The organism is Enterobacter sp. CPE_E863 (assembly GCF_046521465.1).
Classification (GTDB): Bacteria; Pseudomonadota; Gammaproteobacteria; order Enterobacterales; family Enterobacteriaceae; genus Enterobacter; species Enterobacter adelaidei.
Map to the genome: position 1 here is coordinate 1,434,750 of NZ_JBKFZX010000001.1, position 18,185 is coordinate 1,452,934.

An 18,185-nucleotide genomic window follows, 5' to 3' on the forward strand; every position below is an offset into this window, starting at 1 on the left:
GAGGACCCTGTGCAACCTGAAAATATTAATCTGGATAATCCACTGACAAGTCGTGAAGAGGTGCTACGGCTGGTTAACGATATGCTAAACGCAGTGGCGCCTTACTTTAAAAACGACGCCAGCCGCATTGATTTAGCGAACTTTACCGCTCACTACGGCCAGCAGGTCGCGAGCATGGAAACGTTTTCCCGTCTCCTGTGGGGCGTAACGCCGTTGTTGGCTGGCGGCAGTGAGCCGCAACACTTCTCCTTTTATTTACAGGCGATAAAAAACGGTACCAATCCGCAGCATGCCGATTACTGGGGCGACGTTGCGCCTTACGATCAGCGAATCGTCGAGATGGCGGCCTACGGGCTGCTGCTGGCGCTGGCGGGCGATACCGTACTGGCACACTTCTCTGAGACCGAGAAAGAGAATTTATGGCGCTGGCTAAAGCAGTGCGAGACCCAGGATATCCCCGATAACAACTGGCACTTCTTTCCTATTCTGGTGCAGGTCGGCTTCCATTATTGCGGCATGCCGGCCAACTCGCAGGTGCTTGAAAATCATTTTGCTGCCATGGAGCACTACTATCTCGGCGATGGCTGGTACGCCGATGGTCCGGGGCGGCCGCGCGACTATTACATCTCAATGGGCTTTCATTTCTATGGCCTGATTTACGCGAAGCTCATGGTCGATGTCGATCCAAAGCGTTGTGCAACGCTGCGTCACCGGGCCGCGCGTTTCTCCTCTGACTTCATCCATTTCTTCGCCGAAGACGGCGCGGCGATCCCGTTTGGCCGGAGCCTGACCTACCGCTTTGCCGAGGCGGCGTTCTGGAGTGCGGCGGCCTTCGCCGGGCTGGAGGTCTTTTCGCCTGGGGTCATAAAGGGCATCGTTCTGCGTCATCTGCGCTGGTGGCTGAAGCAGCCGATGTTCGACCGCGACGGCGTACTGAGTGTCGGTTACAGCTACCCGAACCTGGCGATGGCGGAAGACTACAACGCACCGGGTTCGCCGTACTGGGGCCTGAAGACCCTGCTGGTGCTGGCATTAGATGAGGGCGATGCCTTCTGGCAGGCGGCAGAGCTGCCGCTGCCGTCGCTGCCCGTACAGCACACGATAGCCCACGCGGATCAGGTGGTGGTGCGTCAGGCCGATCACTTGTGGATGCTGACTTCCGGCCAGCTGGAGCTAAACAACTTCGTCAATACCGAAGCGAAATACTGCAAATTTGCCTATTCCACCCGCTTTGGCTTCACCATCGAACGCGGGCGCTACGGCCTGAACCACGCCGCGCCCGATTCGATGCTGCTGCTGGCCGAAAAGGATAACTACTGGCGTGGCCGCCGCGAATGCCAGCACGTGGTCACCGCAGACGGCACCATTTACAGCATCTGGCTGCCGTGGCGCGATGTGGTGATTGAGAGCTGGCTGCTGGCGCTGGGCGACTGGCAACTGCGCGTCCATCGTATCAATACCCGGCGCGCGCTGGATTGCGCGGAGGGTGGCTTTAGCCTGGCGAACCGCCCGCAGCCGCAGGTACATGAGAGCGACAGCGCCTGCTGGTTACGCAATCCCCAGGATGTATCAGCCATTTTCTGTCTGCATCCGCACGCCCGCCGCGGCGAGACGGTGTTGACGCCGCCAAACAGTAATCTATTGTTCGCCGAGCGCGCGGCGGTGCCGCTGCTGCGCGGCGAACTCGACCCCGGTAAGCATGTGTTGATAAGCGCGGTGTGGGCGGGAAATGCCGCCGACTTCGATCCGCAACGCTGTCCACAGGCCATCATTAGCGATGATGCGGTACGCTTCGTGACGGCACGACAAGAAATGACGCTCGTTCTGGCCCAGGAGGCATCGCTATGAGCACATCATCGTCCGTACGCGCCGCACAGTACAAAATGAGTACCTTTGTTTTCCTTTACTTCTTCACGTGGTCATCCAGCTTTGGCCTGTACGCCTTATGGCTGAGCCAGAAAGTGGGCCTAGATAGCATCACCATCGGCAGCGTGTTCGCCATCAATGGCGTCTTCGCGGTGGTCCTGAAGCCGGTGTACGGCTACATCATGGACAAAATCGGCATGAGCAAGTGGCTGCTCTATTTTGTCTGCACCATTTCTGCGCTGATGGTGCCGTTCTTTGCGCTGGTGTATCAGCCGCTGCTGCAAAGCCATGCGATGGCGGGGATTATCATCGGCGCGCTGTATCTGAGCCTGGGCTGGTACGCCGGCGTGGCGGCGTCTGAATCTTACGCCGACCGCTTTAGCCGCCTGTACGGGCTGGAGTTTGGCCGCATCAGAATGTGGGGTTCGCTGGGCTGGGCGATGGCGGCTTCGGTCTCCGGGCTGTTGTTTAACTTCACGCCGCTGGCCAACTTTCTGCTCAGCAGCGGTACCTCGGTACTGATGCTGCTGGTGCTGATTAGCCTCAAAATCGGCGATGAGCAACTGCGCAATAACAGCGTCATCTCCGCCAATAAGATCGTTTTTGCCGATGTGTTGATGCTGCTGAAAAACCGCAAATTCTGGATGTTCAGCCTCTACGTCGCCGGGGTGGCGTGGATGATGTTTATCGCCGAACAGCAGTTCCCGCGCTACTTCGTATCATTCTTCGCTACCAAAGAGCAGGGAAATGCCTGGTACGGCTACCTGAGCACCGTCCAGTCGGGGATGGAGTTCGTGATGATGATGTTTATCCCGTGGCTGGTGAACCACTACGGCGCTAAGCGCGGCCTGCTGTTCTGCGGCTGCGTGGTAGGAGCACGGCTGATCGCCTCCGGACTGACCAGCGACCCGATTGTTATCTCCATCATCAAACCGTTTTATGGCGTCGAGATCGCGCTGCTGCTGATATCGGTCTTCAAATACATTGCCGAACATTTCCATCGTCGGGTTAACGCCACGATGTACCTGCTGGGCTACCAGGCGATGATTTACGTTGGCTCGATTGTGGTCGCTCCGCCTGCCGGCTACCTGTACGACAGGATAGGCTTTGAGCATACCTATCTGCTGATGGGCTGCTGCGCCCTGATATTTACGCTGATTTCCGCCTTTACGCTGTCGCGCTGCCAGTCGACGCGCGATTCCTCACGCCCCTTTGCTCCGGCTTTAGAGACCGCCCCGGTTGAACCGGCCAAACATTAATTCAGGAGTTGTTATGACCAAATCTGTTATCACCGAAGCGCTGCGGCCAATCGAACTGCATCAGGTCGATCGCCTGGCGCTGAGCCAGAAGCTGGAAGCGGCCTTAACCCGCGTAACGCGCAAGATCGACAACAATATTGTCGCCTTCGGCGATAAGTTCCCCGGCGAAGCCTGTGAGAATGGGGTCTGGCCGCGTACCGATAACGTGGAGTGGACCACCAGCTTTTGGTCTGGCCAGCTGTGGCTGGCCTGGGAGATGACCGGCAAAGCGCATTATCGCGAAGCTGCCGAGCGCTATTTACCGTCGTTCGCCAGGCGCATTGAGCAGCGTATCGACACCGCAACGCACGATCTCGGGTTCCTCTATTCGCTCTCCTGCATCAGCGCCTGGCGGCTCACCGGCAACGAAGCCGCTCGCCAGTCGGCGCTGCTGGCTGCCGAGCGTCTGATGGAGCGTTTTAACCCGACGGCCAACATTATTCAGGCATGGGGCGATTTAAACGATCCGGAGCAGCAGGGGCGAATGATCATCGACTGTAATATGAACCTGCCGCTGCTGTACTGGGCCAGCGAACAGACCGGCGACCCACGTTACGCGCAAGCGGCGACGGCTCACGCCGGACAGGCCGCGAACTATATCGTGCGTGAAGATGCCTCGACGTATCACACCTGGTATATGGATGTGCAGACGGGTGCGCCGCGCTTTGGTAATACCCATCAGGGCTACAGCGATACCTCGTGCTGGTCGCGCGGCCAGGCGTGGGGCATTTACGGCTTCCTGCTCAGCTATCAGCATACTGGCGATAAGCAGATGGTTGAGCTGTCACGCAGCCTGGCGCATTACTTCCTCAACCGTCTGCCGGAAGATGATGTTTGCCACTGGGATCTGGCCCTGCTCGGTACCGACGCCGTGCGCGACAGTTCAGCGGCGGCGATTGCCGCCTGCGGCCTGCTGGAGCTGGTCAAGGCGCTGCCGACGCTCGACGCAAACCGTGCGTATTATGAAGAGATGGCGCTGCGCATTGCGCAGTCGCTGACCGATAACTACCTTGCTCGTGACGACGATCCGACCGAAGGGCTGCTGCAGCACTCGGTTTATCATATGGGCAGCGGTAAGGGCGTCGATCAGTGCTGTAGCTGGGGGGACTATTTCTATCTTGAGCTGCTGGCGCGGCTGCGACAGATTTGGCATCCGTACTGGTAACCCTTAAGCCATGGAGAGCAAGATGAAAAGCGTAGCCGTGCTATTAGCCCCCGGTTTTGAAGAGGGGGAAGCGATTGTCACTATCGATATCCTGCGCCGCCTGAATATTACGGTTCAGACGATTGCCTGCGGCGAGAGTTGCGAAGTGGTGAGTTATCACGCCATCTCGATGGTGGCGGATAGCACCCTGAAGGCCAGCGTTGATCAGACCTTTGACGCCGTGGTGTTACCGGGCGGCCCGGAAGGCGGCGTTAACATGAGGAAAAGTGCGGAGGCGATCGCCTTCATTCGGCGGCATGATGAAGCGGGCAAATATATCTGCCCGATTTGCTCCGCCGCCGCCCGCGTGCTGAGCGGCAACGGACTGCTCAAGGGGCGTCGCTATGTCTGTTCCGGCGATTTATGGAAAACCGTCAGCGATGGCATTTACGTCGATGCCGACGTGGTGGAAGACGGCAATCTGCTGAGTGGCCGTGGGCTGGGTAACGTATTTGATTTCGCCTTTACCCTGGCGGCGCGATTACAGGGCGATGAGACATTGGCGCGCGAGCAGGCCAGTCATATTAATTACCCCTTATCCGGACGACTTGTTTGAAAACCCTCCGGCTATGCCGGAGGCTATTTATTTCGTTTTACAGCCCGATCACCAGCTCCCCGGAATGACTCCGCGAACAGCATAGCGCCACATGCTGATTTACCGCGCTTTTTTCCGCTTCCGACTGCACGCTATCCCGGTGATCCACCACGCCGTCAATCACCGGCGTCAGGCAGGCGCCGCAGATCCCCATTTCGCAGGACAGCGGCACGTCCACGCCGTTTGCCTGTAACACCTGGGCGATAGTTTTATCCGCTGGCACCGGCCAGCGCTCGCCGGTGGAGGCCAGTTTGACCGTAAAAATCTCACCCGTTTCACCGCAGGAGAGAGGGGCAACAGGCTGGAACGCCTCGCTGTGAAGTTGGGCGTCCTCCCAACCCTTCGCCGTCGCGACCTCCCGCACTTTTTCCATGAATCCTGCCGGACCGCAGATCCAGGCGTGAAGTCCCTCCTCAGCCGCCGGGAGATGCTCTGCCAGCGCTGTGCGCGGGCTGGCGGTATGAATGATGCACTCAGCAAACGGCGAGAGTTCGCGCGCAAACGCCGCGCTTTCGCGGTTTCTGACGTAATAGTGCAGCGTAAACGGTGTTCCGGCCGCCTTCAGCTGCAGGGCCATCGCATACAGCGGCGTAATGCCAATGCCCGCCGCCAGCAGCAAAACCCGTTCTGCCGGAAGAAGCGGAAACAGGTTGCGTGGGGCAGAGATCAATAATTTCTGTCCGGGACGCAGCGTATCGTGCACATAGCGCGACCCGCCGCGCGAGGCGGTTTCCCGGCCCACGCAGATAAGATAGCTCTCGTCCTGACATGACCCGGTCAGGGAATACTGGCGCACCACCCCGCAGGACAGGTGCACGTCTATGTGCGCCCCCGGCTGCCATTCCGGCAGCGCTTCACCGTTTTCAGCGATCAGCCGGACGGCGAGACTTTTATCCCCTTCACGCCATATCCCGTCAACAATCACGCTCAACATATCGGCCTCCATCAGACCAGGAAAAACTCGCCAAAACCCATTTTTTTCAGTCCCCGGCGGTAGGCAATCGAGCTTTTATCCGCCGGAATATGGGCTTCAAGGGTCAGGTCCAGCGGCAGGCTTTCCGGGCGCTGGGTTTCGACCATCAAACGATCCTCTTCAAAAATGCGCAGATTGAAGGCATGCACATCTTCCACCGGAATATGCAGGTCAAAATTACGCGCGATAGGGGCGAACATGCGGGTGACGCGTGATGACACGGGCGACGCGGCATTCATGATCACCAGCCTCGATTCTCCCGGAAAATGAATCGTCAGGGTGGCGGTAAACGGCAGATGCATTTCAAAATGGCGTAGCCACTGAAACCCTTCCGGCGCCTGCACGTCCGAGCTGGCGGGATAGTTACTCACAGAACTCCAGTAATCCGCCACGAAGCCGAACGGCGTCTCCTGCGGCTGATAGGTGGGTACAAGCTGATTATTGGGATCGGCAAAGGTATCGGTGTGGATCCACGCAAAGTGCGCCACGTCCAGAAAGCCCTCCACCTGGCGACCGGCGAAACCGTTCACCTCAAATGCCGGGCAGTTGATCTGCTGAAATCCGTCGTCATCCCAGTGCGGCATGGTGGGCAGCGGCGCAGGATTGTCCGGGTCAAACGCCAGGCAGGTCCAGATCAACCCAAAGCGCTCCTCCACGGCGTAGTTAATCAGGTTCAGCTTCGCCGGAACGGGTTGGTCCGGGCTTGACGGAATGCGGTTACAGCGCCCGTCTTCCCCAAAGCGTAAACCGTGGTAAGGGCAGATGATCCCGTGCTCGTCGTGAAAGCCGAGCGTCAGCGGTACGCCACGGTGAGGACAAACGTCACGGGCGACCACGACCCGATCGTTAATCCTGTAAATCACCAGCTGTTCATCGAGCAGGGTCGCTTTGACCGGTGCCGGGCCGACGTCGTAGGCTCGGGCGACCGGATGCCAGCATTTCGCCAGGCGCAGCCAGTCCTCTGGCTCAAAGGTACAATGGGCGGGTGGAGTCGGTTCTCTTTTCATCGTTATCCCTCTTGTGTTCAGCCTAATGGTCCGCCCTGAATGGTGTCGCACAGACCCTTGATGATGCGCTCTCCGGTCTCCTCTTTGAGCTCCTGATACCAGGCCTGCGTCAGCGCCATATCTTTCCCGTGGGTGACGTCGCAGCGTTTGCGGGCTTTTAGCACCAGGTCGCGAACCCGGTCGCAGCGCAGCGCTTCGTACTGTCGCAGTGCCAGCATGATGTTATGGTTTTCACGCAGACAGTCCCCGAGCACCACCGCATCCTCCATGGCGGCGCAACCGCCCTGGCCGATATCCGGCGTGGTGCTGTGCCCGGCATCGCCGAGCAGCGCCACCTTGCCGCGTACCAGGCTGTCGAACGGTTCGATATCGTGAATTTCGATGCGGTTGGTCGTTTCAGGATCCAGCGCCGCGATGAGCTTCTGCACCGGCGGCGCCCAGCCGCGGAAGTAACCGGTGAGATCGGCCCGCACCGTCGTGCGATCTTCTGCCAGCCCGAGGGGAAGCGGAACATCAAAAAAGAAGTAGAAACGACCGCCGGAGACGGGCATCAGCGACACGCGTTTGCCTTCGCCCACGAAGGTTGTCCACTGGTGAGCGGGAGCTATCTCTTCATCAATCTTCACCAGCCCGTTCCAGTTAACGTAGCCCGCATAGCGGCGCTCGGGCGTATATCCCAGCACGTACGGACGAACCGCCGAGTGGCTGCCGTCGGCGGCAATCAGGAAATCCCCGGTTGCGGTAGTGCCATCGGTGAAGGTCACCGTGACGCCAGCGTCATCTTCACTGACATGTTCGACGCGCTTGCCAAACTGAACCTTGTCGCGCCCCCAGAAGTCCAGCATTTCGCGTTGAAGTTCCGTACGCGAGACGGGGCAGGGACGCCCTCCGGTACGCTCAACCAGCGGGGCAAGGCTAAAGCGGGTCAGGGTCTCGCCGCGTCGGTAATCCTTGTAGGCCATAAAACGCATCGGACCGCCGTAGGTCTCGATGATGTCGCCCATGCCGAGGTGCTGCATACATTTCACCCCATTAGGCCAGATGGAGATGGCCGCCCCGACGGGCCTGATCTCTTTTACGGCTTCAAACACGGTACAGTCGATGCCCGCTTTCTTCAGCGCGACGGCGGCGCTCAGGCCGCCAATACCCGCGCCAATGACGATTGCTCTCATGCTTCTCTCCTTTTGCAGGGTGTAATGAGAGTGAGCAATTTGCGTACCAGGCTGCAGAGCGGCGAAAAGGGCATTGTGAGAGGTGACGTTGCACTGCTAAGGTGCGCTGGCGCGGTAAAAGTGGCGCGATTTGTGCAACAGCCAGAAGGATTGTGATAAAGGAGCCACTATGATCGCACTGCACGACTTCAATCATCTTCCTGACAAAGATGCACTTGCGCTGCTACGCCCCTGCGTAGCCATTCCTGCCTGGGCCGAGGCGCTGGTTCGCGGTCGGCCTTACCCGAGCCGGGAGGCATTGTTCAACGCGGCCACGGCACAGGCGCAAACCTGGGATGATGCGGCGTTAGCGCAAGCCCTGAGCGCGCATCCGCGCATCGGGGAAAAACTAACCGGTTCGCAGGCCGAGGCAGCGCTGTCCCGTCAGGAGCAAGGGGCGGTGAATGACCGCGACGCAGCCCTTGCGCAGGCATTGCGCGAAGGTAATGCCCGTTATGAAGCCCGTTTCGGACGCGTATTTCTGATCCGCGCCAAAGGCCGCAGCGGAGAGGACATTTTACAGGCGCTGCACGCGCGGTTGGAGAACAGCGATGCGCAGGAAGTCCGTGTCGCGCTGGAACAACTGCGGGAAATCACGCTACTACGGCTGGAAGGAGTCATAAACGAATGAGCACCTTAAGTACGCATATTCTGGATATTTCGACGGGAAAACCGGCCCAGGGGGTGACGGTTTATCTGCAACAGGAAGGAAAAACGCTGGCTACGGACGTGACCAACGCGCAGGGGCGCATTACCACGTTCGTTCCCTTTCTGCCCGCAGGCCGTTATCGGCTGGTGGCGGAGATCGGTGAATGGTTTCGCGAAACTGGCCGCGACACCCTCTATCCCTGCGCGCAAATTGATTTTGTGACGGGAGGAACGGCAGAGGAGCACTTCCATCTGCCGTTTGTGATTGCGCCTGGTGGGTGGTCAACCTACCGGGGCAGTTGACCAGACCCGCTCGCCGTTGACCCAGGTCTCGCTGATATTGCGCTCGTCGCCCAGAGTCATCAGCACGAAAAGCTGCTCGTAGATATCTTTGCAGCGACGATTGCGCAGGCGTTGTAACGGCGTCACGTCAGGGTCGATCACGATGAAATCGGCTTCTTTACCCGGTGTGAAGTTGCCAATTTTGTCGTCCAGCCTGAGCGCGTGCGCGCCACCCAGCGTGGCGTGATAAAACGCTTCGCTGGCGCGCAGTCGGTAGCTCTGCAATTGACCGACTTTGTAGGCTTCCCCCAGGGTGCGCAGCATGCTGAAGGTGGTGCCTGCGCCGACGTCAGTGCCGATGCCCATCCGCACCTTGTGCTGCCAGCAGGCGGGCAGGCGAAACAGCCCGCTACCGAGAAACAGATTGGAGGTGGGGCAAAATGCGACAGCGGAGCCGGTATCATGCAGGCAGCGCCATTCGCTCTCATGCAGATGGATCCCGTGGGCAAACACGCTGCGCTCGCCGGTCAGGCCGTAGTGGTGATACACGTCCAGATAACGTTCGTGCTCTGGCCAGAGATCGCTCACCCAGGCTACTTCATTCGGGTTTTCGCTCAGATGGGTCTGCATCCACGTATCCGGAAACTCTTCTCTGAGTAAACTCACCGCCGCGAGCAGCTCGGGTGAAGACGTCGGTGCAAAACGCGGGGTAATGGCATACCCCAACCGTCCCCGGTGGTGCCAGCGCTGGATCAGCTCACGCGTCTGCCGGTAGCTCTGTTTCGCGTCTTCGCTGAGATAGTCCGGGGTGTTCCTGTCCATCATCACCTTGCCGGCGATAAGGCGCATGTTGAGGCGCAGGGCTTCGGTAAACAGCGCCTCGACCGATTCGGGATGCAGCGTACAAAACACCAGTGCGGTAGTGGTGCCATGGCTCACCAGCTGGTTAATGAAAAATTCGGCAATCTCTTTCGCATACACCTCATCGGAAAACTGGCTCTCCACCGGGAACGTATAGGTGGTCAGCCACTCCAGTAGCTGCTCGCCAAACGCACCGATCATCTCCGTTTGCGGATAATGGACGTGGGTATCGACAAAACCGGGCATCAGCAGTTTGCCGCGCAGGTCGGTGTAGCCTTTGTGAGGATCAAGATACTGCTCGCCATCCTGCCACGCCATCTGCGCCAGAATTTTACCGTTCTGTATGAACAGCAGTCCGTCCTCAAGATAGCGTGCGTGTTGGGCGATAGCGTCTGCACTGTCGCAGACCTGGGCAATATCAAAAAATGCACCGCGGATCGCTGTCTGGTATTCCATCATGGTTCCTGCCTTTATGTTTGCGTAGCGGAGTCATGAGAATGAGCAAAAAGGGTGCCAGCTTGAGGAAGGCCGCAGGAAACCTGCGGCCAGAAGGAAGGGTTACTCTTTTTGCGTCGCCACGCGGGAGTTAAATTGCGGGGCAGCAGCCACTTCGCGCTCTTCCCGCGCCAGCCAGCGGTAGGTCACGCCGCCGAGGAAGACGCCGATGAACCAGCTAAAGTTCGCCACTTCGTGCAGGGCCGGGATGAAGCTTATCACCAGCCCTATGCCAACGGACGGAAGCAGCGCAGCGATGGCTTTCGGGTTAAAGCCGTTGCGATACCAGTATTTGCCTTTTGGCGTGTCGTCGAACAGATCGTCCACAGAGACTTTCCCGCGCTTAATCAGGTAGAAATCCGCAATCAGAATACCGAACAGCGGGCCGATAAATGCCCCGAGCACGTCCAGGGTGTAGTGGATAAGCTCCGGAGAGTTGAACAGGTTCCACGGGGTGAGCAGGATCGAACCAACGGCGGCGATCATCCCTCCGGTGCGGAAGCTGATTTTCTGCGGCGAACAGTTAGAGAAATCAAACGCCGGGGAGACAAAGTTCGCCACGATGTTGATCCCGATGGTGGCGGTGATCATCGTCAGCAGACCAATTGCCACGGCCAGATCGTTGCCCACGCGGCTGACGGTTTCAATTGGGTCGGTGATCATGCGGCCAAACAGCGACTGGGTGCCGGAGACAATCACCACGGTAACGATGGAGAACAGCAGGAAGTTAAACGGCAGTCCCCAGCGGTTTCCACGGCGAATTTCACCCATGCTTTTGCCGTAACGCGAGAAATCACCAAAGTTGAGCAGCGGGCCGGAGAAGTAAGAGACCACCAGCGCGGTCGCCGTGATCATCTGCCAGGTCTGCTCACCCGCGCTCAGGGATTTGCTGGCAAGGGTAAAGGAGATCCCGTCCAATCCGGTCTTGTATACAATCCAGCCTGCCAGCGCCAGCATCACCACGTACACCGCCGGACCGGCGATATCAATAAAGCGCTTGATGGCGCTCATGCCGTGCCAGAAGACCATCGCCTGCAATACCCACATGATGGCAAAGCAGATCCAGCCCAGGTGCGACAACCCCAGGAACGCGTCGGCGGTGAGCGAAGAGAGCGATGGCCAGAACTTCAGCGCCACCAGCATCAGGGCGTTGGCGGCCAGATAGGTTTGAATGCCGTACCACGCGAAGGCGATAAGCCCGCGGATCACCGCCGGAATGTTCGCCCCGAAGACGCCAAATGCCTGACGGCTGATCACCGCATAGGGCACACCCGCCATCTGGCTCGGTTTGGCCACCAGGTTGGCGCACAGCTGCACAATGCAAATCCCCACCAGCAGGCAGAGCAACACCTGCCAGCTTGCCAGCCCGAGCGTAAAGAAGCTCGCGGCGACTACATAGCCCCCCATGCTGTGAACGTCCGACATCCAGAAAGAAAAGATGTTGTACCAGCTCCAGTTCTGGTCACGCGTCGGTGCCAGATCCTCATTGCAAAGCCGTGGGCTGTAAACCGCACCGGAATCAGCGGCCGTACCTTGCTGCGTATTTTGTCTGTTTGGCATGAAACCTGCTCCTGTGAATGAAAACCCGTTAAGTGGGAGTGCAACGGGTGTTGCAGGATCCAGGCCAAAATAATAAATCTTGTATGCAATATTTTATTTTTATGTATACGATTCGATATCGGAAAGTAAAAAGTGGAGTGGGTAATGAACAACGTAAACAGTCTGCACGCCGCGCCAGACCTGCAAGACAAAGACGAATCCATCTTTCAGGCGTTGATGACTGCGATTGTCGAACATCAGCTGCTGCCGGGGAGTAAGTTGCCGGAAGAAGCGCTGGCCGAGGTCTTCGGCGTGAGCCGCACGGGCATCCGCAAGGTGCTGCAACGACTCGCGGCTGTGCAAATGGTCACGTTAACGCCCAAACGTGGTGCACATGTCTCCAGCCCGACAGTAGAAGAGGCGCAACATATCTTTCGCACACGTGCTCTGCTGGAGGTCGCCAACCTGCCGGACGTGCTGGCCCACTGCCAGCCGCCACATCTGGCGGCACTGGAAGCCATTATTCGTCAGGAGCAGCAGGCGCACGAGGCGTACGACGGCCCGGCGGCAATCCGCCATTCCGCCAATTTTCACATTCAGCTGCAGGCCATCTCCGGCAACCAGGTGCTGACGGAGATGGTGACCAGCCTGAGCCAGCGCTCGTCGCTGGTGATTGCCACCTGGGGCGCGCCGTGGCGTCAGGGTTGCCGCTGTAACGATCACGAACAGCTTGTGGAGCTGCTGCGCCAGAAAGCGCTCCAGCCGCTAAGCGATGCCCTGATGCACCATTTTGAACATATCGTCGCCAGCCTCTGCTTCGAGCGGGCGGGCGAGTGCCTGCCTGATTTTGCCCGGCTGTTTGCCGGTCACAAGGAGTCGTAATGTCTGTCTGTATACAAGTGATCAACCCCAACACCAGCCTCGCGATGACGGAAACCATCGGCGCGGCGGCCCGGGCGGTGGCTTCGCCGGGTACGGAGATCCTCGCGGTCTGTCCGACTGCAGGCGTGCCGTCGATAGAAGGCCATTTTGATGAGGCCATTGCCGCCGTTGGTGTCCTTGAGCAGATCAAAAAAGGCAGAGAGCAGGGCGTATCGGGTCACGTGATTGCCTGCTTTGGCGATCCGGGCCTGCTGGCGGCGCGCGAGCTGGCGCAGGGGCCAGTTGTTGGCATTGCTGAAGCCGCCATGCATATGGCCACGCTGGTGGCGACACGCTTTTCGGTGGTCACCACGCTGCCGCGCACGCTGATCATCGCCCGTCACCTGCTGCATCAGTATGGCTTTCAGGATCACTGCGCGGCGCTGCACGCCATCGAGCTCCCGGTGCTGGCGCTGGAAGACGGCAGCGGTCTGGCGCAGGAAAAAGTGCGCGCGCGTTGTATACAGGCACTGAAAGAAGATGGCTGCGGGGCCATTGTGCTGGGCTGCGGAGGTATGGCGACGCTGGCGCAGGAGCTGACGCGCGAGCTGCGTGTGCCGGTCATCGACGGCGTCAGCGCGGCGGTGAAAATGGTGGAGTCGCTGGTGGCGCTGGGGTTATCGACCAGCAAGCATGGGGACCTGGCGTTCCCGGAGAAAAAAGCGTTAAGCGGACAGTTTCAGGCACTGAATCCATTTTGAAGATGAGGGGAGACGTAATGGCGCTTTTTGAACAAGATTACCCGCGGGATCTGCGTGGCTACGCAGGTACTCCGCCGCACGCGCAGTGGCCGAATCAGGCGCGCATCGCCGTGCAGTTTGTGCTCAATTATGAAGAAGGGGCGGAAAACCACGTTCTGCACGGGGATGCCGGTTCAGAGCAATTCCTGTCGGATATCATCGGTGCAGCCAGCTACCCCGATAAACATATGTCCATGGACTCCCTCTACGAATACGGCAGCCGCGCCGGGTTCTGGCGGATCCACAATGAATTTCAAAAGCGCGCTCTGCCGCTGACGGTCTTTGGCGTGGCGATGGCGCTGGCGCGTCACCCGGAGATCGTTGAGGCGATCAAAGCGGCGGATTACGACGTGGTCAGTCACGGCTGGCGCTGGATCCATTATCAGAATATGGACATCAGCCAGGAGCGCGAACATCTGCAGAAAGCGGTGCATGTGCTGACCGATCTGTTTGGCAAGCCACCGACCGGCTGGTACACCGGACGCGACAGCCCTAACACGCGTCAGCTGGTGGTGGAGCACGGTGGTTTTGACTACGACAGCGACTACTATGGCGATGATTTACCCTTCTGGACGGAAGTGGCGTGCGGCGACGGTACCCGTAAACCACACCTGATTGTACCATACACGCTGGATGCGAACGACATGCGCTTTGCGACCGCGCAGGGGTTTAACACCGCCGAGCAGTTTTATACGTATCTGAAGGACAGCTTTGATGTGCTGTATGAAGAGGGGGAAAGCGCGCCGAAGATGATGTCCATCGGAATGCACTGCCGCCTGCTTGGGCGTCCGGGGCGTTTTCGCGCGTTGCAGCGCTTTCTTGATTATGTGCAGCAGCATGAGCGGGTGTGGGTCTGTACCCGTCAGCAGATTGCCGACCACTGGCGGGAAGTGCATCCGTTTCAGAAGTAATGTGTCGTGTTTAGCCGGGTGGCGGTTACGCCTTACCCGGCCAGCTATTTTACGCCATCACACTCACCTGTGCCGCCACGATCCGCCACCCACAGGCAAACCGCACCCACGTCTGCTGCTGGCGTCCAGTGCGTTCTGTGCCCTCGCGGGTAAACTCGGTGCTGCACACGGCGTAATCCTCACCAAAGGTGGTGATCACCGTGTGACGCAACGTCCGCTGCAACCCGGCGGACGGACGTGCCGCACGAAAGGCGCGGATTTCCTCAATGCCGTACAGGTTTTCTCCGGCGCCCAGCCGCACGGTGTTTTTATCGTGCCAGAACAGCTCATCCAGCACCGCAATGTTGTTGCTCACCAGCGCGTCTTCATAGCGGTAAAACGCGGCTGTCACCTCTGTAACCACCCACGGGAGGTTAATGTCATCGTGATTCATCATGCTGCACTCTCCGCCGGACGGGCATCGGTTATTCCTCTCTCTTCCAGAACCCGCGCCACGCGCAGGCAGGCCTGCTCGTTAAACGGTGCGGCGATCAGCTGCAGGCCAATCGGCGCACCTACGGCGGTGCGTAGCGGAACGGTGGTGACGGGCAAACCCAGAAACGAAATCGGCTGCGTCAGCATCCCCATGCTGGCGCGAACGGGTAGCTGCTGACCGTTGATTTCCATGAATTGCTCGCCAATCAGCGTGGCGCTGCGTGGCGTTGCCGGGGCGATAAGGATATCAGCCTGGGCGAATAGGGTTTTGAACGCCTGCCGGGCGTGCGCGCGAAAACGCTGGGCCTGGATGTACCAGGCGGAGGGGATCATCGCCCCGGCCAGCAGCCGCTCACGAGAGTGTGGTTCGAATCGTTCAGGCTCGCCGCGAAGCGCGGGCAGGTACTGATTTCCTCCTTCGGAGGCGCTGATGATAAACGCTGCGGAACGTGCCAGTTCGGCATCCGGGAAATGCAGTTCATCCTGCACGTCGAGCGCTTTTGCCACCCGCGCTACGGCGTCGCGGGCGTCCGCGTCGCACCAGGTGGTGAAATAGCCGCCAAGCACGGCGCAGCGCAGACCATCAAGCCCGCGATCGAGCAAGGGACGCGTCTGTTCGCGCGAGCTTTCTGCCTGAAAACCGTCGCTGGTATCCCGCCCTTGCAGCGCGTCGTATACCGACGCCAGATCGCTCACGCGGCGGGCAAACGGGCCGATATGGTCCAGACTTGCCACAAAAGGATGGCTACCGGAGCGCGATAAGCGGCCAAAAGTGGGCTTCAGGCCATATATCCCGCACAGGGAAGCCGGAACGCGAATGGAGCCGTTGGTGTCGGTTCCGAGCGAAAAGTGCACCAGCCCGGCGGCAACGGCGGCGGCAGATCCGCCGGACGATCCCCCCGCAATGCGCGCCAGATCGTGCGGGTTATGCGTCGCGCCGTAGTGGCTATTTTCAGTGGTAAAGCCGTAGGCGTAGGCATCCATATTAACCATCCCGGTCAGCAACCCGCCGGCACTGCGCAACTGACGCACCGCAAAGCTGTCTGCGGCAGCGGCAGGGCGCTGGCTGAACAGTTCCGCCCCTGCAAGCGTGGTGTGTCCGGCAACGTCAAACAGGTTTTTCACCGCGTAGGGCACGCCTGCCAGCGGCGGTAGCGGGCGTTTTTCCCGGCGCAGGGTGTCGATATTTTCGGCCTCGGCCAGCATGCGTTCTTCCGTTACGGCGGTCCAGGCGTTGATCTGCGGGTTAACGCGGGCAATCGCCTCCAGCGTCTGGCGGGCAATCTCGCTCGCGCTCAGCTCGCCCGCGCTCAGGGCCTGCTGGATCGCGCTGATACTCATTTCGTGTAGCGTCATGCTTTATACACTCCTGCAATCTCCAGACGGTCGTCGAGCGGCAGCGCCATAAGCGGGGCGGCCATGGCGGCAATGCGGCTGAACTGTAATTGCAGCTCGGCGCGACGGGGGGCGTCCAGCGTCACGCCGAGCACGGTTTCCATTTGCGCCAGATACGCGTGCCAGTCGGGTTGTTGTGTTGTCATTGTTTTCTCCTCAGAATCCGGCAGCCGCGCCGTTGCTGCGCGGGTCAAATGCCCCTTCGAACAGGCCGTTCGGGTGGCGGACAATCGCGCCCGCGTGGCCCATGGCTTCACTGAAGTCAGGGAATATTTCCACCTCATGACCCAGCGTCCGGAGCTGAGAAACCGTCTCAGCGGTAAAGCGACCTTCCAGTTTTAACGTGTCCGAGGTTTGTCCCCAGGTGCGTCCCAACAGCCAGCGCGGGCGGGAGATGCTCTCCTGCAGCGGAACGCCCTGAACGACGTAGCGGGTAAAGAGCGTGGCCTGGGTTTGTGGTTGCCCGTCTCCGCCCATCGAACCGTAGACCATCACGCGCCCGTCGTTCAGCCGTGCCGCCGCCGGGTTGAGGGTATGGAAGGGCTGTTTGCCAGGGGCAAGCGACAGAAGATGATCGGGGTCGAGGCTGAAAGAGGCGCCCCGGTTCTGCCAGACGATGCCGGTATCGGGTAGCACCACGCCGCTGCCAAACTCGTGATAAATACTCTGGATAAACGACACGGCAAGCCCGCTGTTATCCATCACGCCCATCCACACCGTATCGCCGGGGCCTTTTCCGGTGCCCCACGGTGCGGCGCGGCTGTCGTCAATTTGTCCGGCAAGCGTCTGAAGGGCAGCGGGTTCCAGCAGGCTCTGGATATCGGTTTTCAGCTCGCGCGGGTCGGTGATGTGGGCATCGCGCAGGCCAAAGGCCAGCTTGGTGGCTTCAACGATGCGGTGAATGGTTTCGGCGTCGTCGGCCTTCGCCATATTCAGGCGATCGGTGATGCCGAGTATCGCCAGCGAGACCAGCCCCTGCGTCGGCGGGGCGTGGTTAAAGATCTCCCCCTGATGATGCTGCAAGCGCAGCGGCGTGGTGCGCCGGGCGGCATGCGCGTGTAAATCGGCCAGCGTAACGGGCAGACCCAGTTTCGCCATTCCCCGCGCCAGGCACTCTGCCAGCGGGCCGCGGTAAAAGCTGTCCAGACCGTCCTCTACCAGGCGTTTGAGCGTTGAGGCCATGGCGGGCTGGTAAAAACGGCTCCCGACCTGCGGCGGTTTGCCGTCCACCAGCCAGGTTTCCGCGAATCCTGGGATCTCTTTCAGTTCCTCGTATTTACTGGCCGTGGCGCTGGCCTGAGAGGCAGTGACCGGCGTGCCATTCTGCGCGTAATCAATGGCGTCGGCCAGCAGGCGAGCCAGCGGCAGCGCCTTGCCGGTCATCTCGCGCGAGACCTTAAGCGCCTCGTCCCAGCCGCTGACCGTTCCGGCGACGGTCAGCGCCGCCTGAGGTCCGCGATGGGGAATATGCGCCAGCCCGTCGTAGGCGGCGAGCGTTGCCAGCGAACCCGCCGCACCGCTGGCGTCAATGGCGATCGGATCGCCTTCCGGCGGCACGATAAGCCAGAAGCCATCGCCACCCAGCCCGTTCATGTGCGGGTAAACCACGGCAACGGTGGCTGCCGCTGCGACCATCGCTTCTATCGCGCTGCCGCCTTCGCGCAGTACAGCCAGCGCGCTCTGGCTGGCAAGATGGTGGGGCGCAACGGCCATGCCGTGCGTGGAGACATTACTTTGCATGAAGCGTCCTCGTAACTCTGAAAGT

General features: G+C 59.7%; 17 protein-coding genes and 1 pseudogene. 9 read left to right on the forward strand and 9 right to left on the reverse strand.

Features of this window, described 5'->3' with window-relative positions; translation table 11 throughout:
• The first annotated feature begins 9 nt into the window (after positions 1 to 9).
• From ACLHV8_RS06905 to ACLHV8_RS06920, 4 genes are read left to right on the forward strand one after another with little or no spacing between them, the layout of a single operon-like run.
• The gene (locus ACLHV8_RS06905) at positions 10 to 1,848 is read left to right on the forward strand and encodes a DUF2264 domain-containing protein (protein WP_208594915.1); all 1,839 of its coding nucleotides are present in this window, start codon (positions 10 to 12) and stop codon (positions 1,846 to 1,848) included.
• Positions 1,845 to 3,125, forward strand: coding sequence for an oligosaccharide MFS transporter (locus ACLHV8_RS06910; protein WP_410376835.1), 1,281 nt, complete (start codon positions 1,845 to 1,847; stop codon positions 3,123 to 3,125). The genes ACLHV8_RS06905 and ACLHV8_RS06910 overlap by 4 nt, the downstream gene beginning before the upstream one ends.
• Positions 3,126 to 3,138: 13 nt before the next feature.
• Positions 3,139 to 4,329 carry a glycoside hydrolase family 88 protein gene (locus tag ACLHV8_RS06915; RefSeq protein ID WP_049008395.1) on the forward strand — a complete coding sequence of 397 codons (1,191 nt, stop codon included), beginning with the start codon at positions 3,139 to 3,141 and terminating at the stop codon, positions 4,327 to 4,329.
• 22 nt (positions 4,330 to 4,351) lie between these two features.
• Positions 4,352 to 4,924, forward strand: a complete 573-nt coding sequence (locus ACLHV8_RS06920) for a DJ-1/PfpI family protein (RefSeq protein ID WP_208594913.1) — start codon at positions 4,352 to 4,354, stop codon at positions 4,922 to 4,924.
• Between the two features lie 37 nt (positions 4,925 to 4,961).
• On the opposite strand, the gene ACLHV8_RS06925 is transcribed toward ACLHV8_RS06920, so the two are convergent.
• From ACLHV8_RS06925 to hpxO, 3 genes are read right to left on the reverse strand one after another with little or no spacing between them, the layout of a single operon-like run.
• Positions 4,962 to 5,897, reverse strand: a complete 936-nt coding sequence (locus ACLHV8_RS06925; protein ID WP_208594912.1) for a PDR/VanB family oxidoreductase — start codon at positions 5,895 to 5,897, stop codon at positions 4,962 to 4,964.
• A gap of 11 nt (positions 5,898 to 5,908) precedes the next feature.
• A complete protein-coding gene (hpxD, locus tag ACLHV8_RS06930) occupies positions 5,909 to 6,943 on the reverse strand; it encodes a molybdenum cofactor-independent xanthine hydroxylase subunit HpxD (RefSeq protein ID WP_208594911.1) in 1,035 nt (344 codons plus the stop codon).
• A 17-nt stretch (positions 6,944 to 6,960) separates the two neighbouring features.
• On the reverse strand, positions 6,961 to 8,115 hold the full coding sequence (gene hpxO, locus ACLHV8_RS06935; protein WP_028019153.1) for an FAD-dependent urate hydroxylase HpxO: 1,155 nt from the start codon (positions 8,113 to 8,115) through the stop codon (positions 6,961 to 6,963).
• Positions 8,116 to 8,284: 169 nt separating this feature from the next.
• On the opposite strand from hpxO, the gene uraD reads away from it, so the two are divergent.
• Together uraD and uraH are read left to right on the forward strand one after the other, a co-directional pair.
• The gene (gene uraD, locus ACLHV8_RS06940; protein WP_028019152.1) at positions 8,285 to 8,785 is read left to right on the forward strand and encodes a 2-oxo-4-hydroxy-4-carboxy-5-ureidoimidazoline decarboxylase; all 501 of its coding nucleotides are present in this window, start codon (positions 8,285 to 8,287) and stop codon (positions 8,783 to 8,785) included.
• Entirely contained in the window at positions 8,782 to 9,105 is a 324-nt protein-coding gene (uraH, locus tag ACLHV8_RS06945) for a hydroxyisourate hydrolase (RefSeq protein WP_028019151.1), read from the forward strand. The genes uraD and uraH overlap by 4 nt, the downstream gene beginning before the upstream one ends.
• On the opposite strand, the gene guaD is transcribed toward uraH, so the two are convergent.
• Together guaD and ACLHV8_RS06955 are read right to left on the reverse strand one after the other, a co-directional pair.
• The gene (guaD, locus tag ACLHV8_RS06950; RefSeq protein WP_208594910.1) at positions 9,085 to 10,401 is read right to left on the reverse strand and encodes a guanine deaminase; all 1,317 of its coding nucleotides are present in this window, start codon (positions 10,399 to 10,401) and stop codon (positions 9,085 to 9,087) included. The two genes, uraH and guaD, sit on opposite strands and share 21 nt — an antisense overlap.
• Before the next feature lie 102 nt (positions 10,402 to 10,503).
• Positions 10,504 to 12,000, reverse strand: coding sequence for an NCS1 family nucleobase:cation symporter-1 (locus ACLHV8_RS06955; protein ID WP_208594909.1), 1,497 nt, complete (start codon positions 11,998 to 12,000; stop codon positions 10,504 to 10,506).
• 144 nt (positions 12,001 to 12,144) lie between these two features.
• Here ACLHV8_RS06955 and ACLHV8_RS06960 point away from each other — a divergent pair, with 144 nt between their 5' ends.
• From ACLHV8_RS06960 to puuE, 3 genes and pseudogenes are all read left to right on the forward strand, one after another.
• Positions 12,145 to 12,861 carry a GntR family transcriptional regulator gene (locus tag ACLHV8_RS06960; RefSeq protein WP_028019148.1) on the forward strand — a complete coding sequence of 239 codons (717 nt, stop codon included), beginning with the start codon at positions 12,145 to 12,147 and terminating at the stop codon, positions 12,859 to 12,861.
• Positions 12,861 to 13,734 (forward strand): annotated as a pseudogene (gene hpxA, locus ACLHV8_RS06965) (allantoin racemase). The gene ACLHV8_RS06960 and the pseudogene hpxA overlap by 1 nt, the downstream one beginning before the upstream one ends.
• A complete protein-coding gene (gene puuE / locus ACLHV8_RS06970) occupies positions 13,652 to 14,551 on the forward strand; it encodes an allantoinase PuuE (protein ID WP_244250120.1) in 900 nt (299 codons plus the stop codon). The pseudogene hpxA and the gene puuE overlap by 83 nt, the downstream one beginning before the upstream one ends.
• Before the next feature lie 49 nt (positions 14,552 to 14,600).
• Here the strand turns inward: puuE and hpxZ are convergent, their stop codons facing one another.
• Genes hpxZ through hpxW form a run of 4 tightly spaced genes read right to left on the reverse strand, consistent with a single transcriptional unit; the run spans position 14,601 to position 18,160 of the window.
• On the reverse strand, positions 14,601 to 14,987 hold the full coding sequence (gene hpxZ / locus ACLHV8_RS06975) for an oxalurate catabolism protein HpxZ (protein WP_208594906.1): 387 nt from the start codon (positions 14,985 to 14,987) through the stop codon (positions 14,601 to 14,603).
• On the reverse strand, positions 14,984 to 16,381 hold the full coding sequence (locus ACLHV8_RS06980; protein WP_208594905.1) for an AtzE family amidohydrolase: 1,398 nt from the start codon (positions 16,379 to 16,381) through the stop codon (positions 14,984 to 14,986). Before ACLHV8_RS06980 ends, hpxZ begins: the two co-directional genes overlap by 4 nt.
• A complete protein-coding gene (gene hpxX / locus ACLHV8_RS06985; protein ID WP_028019140.1) occupies positions 16,378 to 16,566 on the reverse strand; it encodes an oxalurate catabolism protein HpxX in 189 nt (62 codons plus the stop codon). Before hpxX ends, ACLHV8_RS06980 begins: the two co-directional genes overlap by 4 nt.
• A 10-nt stretch (positions 16,567 to 16,576) precedes the next feature.
• Positions 16,577 to 18,160 carry an oxamate amidohydrolase gene (gene hpxW / locus ACLHV8_RS06990; RefSeq protein ID WP_410376836.1) on the reverse strand — a complete coding sequence of 528 codons (1,584 nt, stop codon included), beginning with the start codon at positions 18,158 to 18,160 and terminating at the stop codon, positions 16,577 to 16,579.
• Positions 18,161 to 18,185 lie beyond the last annotated feature (25 nt).

Coding starts and splice junctions, on each gene's coding strand:
- ACLHV8_RS06980 (WP_208594905.1), bottom strand. CDS start 16,381: ATGACGCTACACGAAATGAGTATCAGCGCGATCCAGCAGGCCCTGAGC.
- guaD (WP_208594910.1), bottom strand. CDS start 10,401: ATGGAATACCAGACAGCGATCCGCGGTGCATTTTTTGATATTGCCCAG.
- ACLHV8_RS06910 (WP_410376835.1), top strand. CDS start 1,845: ATGAGCACATCATCGTCCGTACGCGCCGCACAGTACAAAATGAGTACC.
- hpxZ (WP_208594906.1), bottom strand. CDS start 14,987: ATGATGAATCACGATGACATTAACCTCCCGTGGGTGGTTACAGAGGTG.
- hpxW (WP_410376836.1), bottom strand. CDS start 18,160: ATGCAAAGTAATGTCTCCACGCACGGCATGGCCGTTGCGCCCCACCAT.
- hpxO (WP_028019153.1), bottom strand. CDS start 8,115: ATGAGAGCAATCGTCATTGGCGCGGGTATTGGCGGCCTGAGCGCCGCC.
- hpxD (WP_208594911.1), bottom strand. CDS start 6,943: ATGAAAAGAGAACCGACTCCACCCGCCCATTGTACCTTTGAGCCAGAG.
- ACLHV8_RS06955 (WP_208594909.1), bottom strand. CDS start 12,000: ATGCCAAACAGACAAAATACGCAGCAAGGTACGGCCGCTGATTCCGGT.
- uraD (WP_028019152.1), top strand. CDS start 8,285: ATGATCGCACTGCACGACTTCAATCATCTTCCTGACAAAGATGCACTT.
- ACLHV8_RS06960 (WP_028019148.1), top strand. CDS start 12,145: ATGAACAACGTAAACAGTCTGCACGCCGCGCCAGACCTGCAAGACAAA.
- hpxX (WP_028019140.1), bottom strand. CDS start 16,566: ATGACAACACAACAACCCGACTGGCACGCGTATCTGGCGCAAATGGAA.
- uraH (WP_028019151.1), top strand. CDS start 8,782: ATGAGCACCTTAAGTACGCATATTCTGGATATTTCGACGGGAAAACCG.
- ACLHV8_RS06925 (WP_208594912.1), bottom strand. CDS start 5,897: ATGTTGAGCGTGATTGTTGACGGGATATGGCGTGAAGGGGATAAAAGT.
- ACLHV8_RS06920 (WP_208594913.1), top strand. CDS start 4,352: ATGAAAAGCGTAGCCGTGCTATTAGCCCCCGGTTTTGAAGAGGGGGAA.
- ACLHV8_RS06915 (WP_049008395.1), top strand. CDS start 3,139: ATGACCAAATCTGTTATCACCGAAGCGCTGCGGCCAATCGAACTGCAT.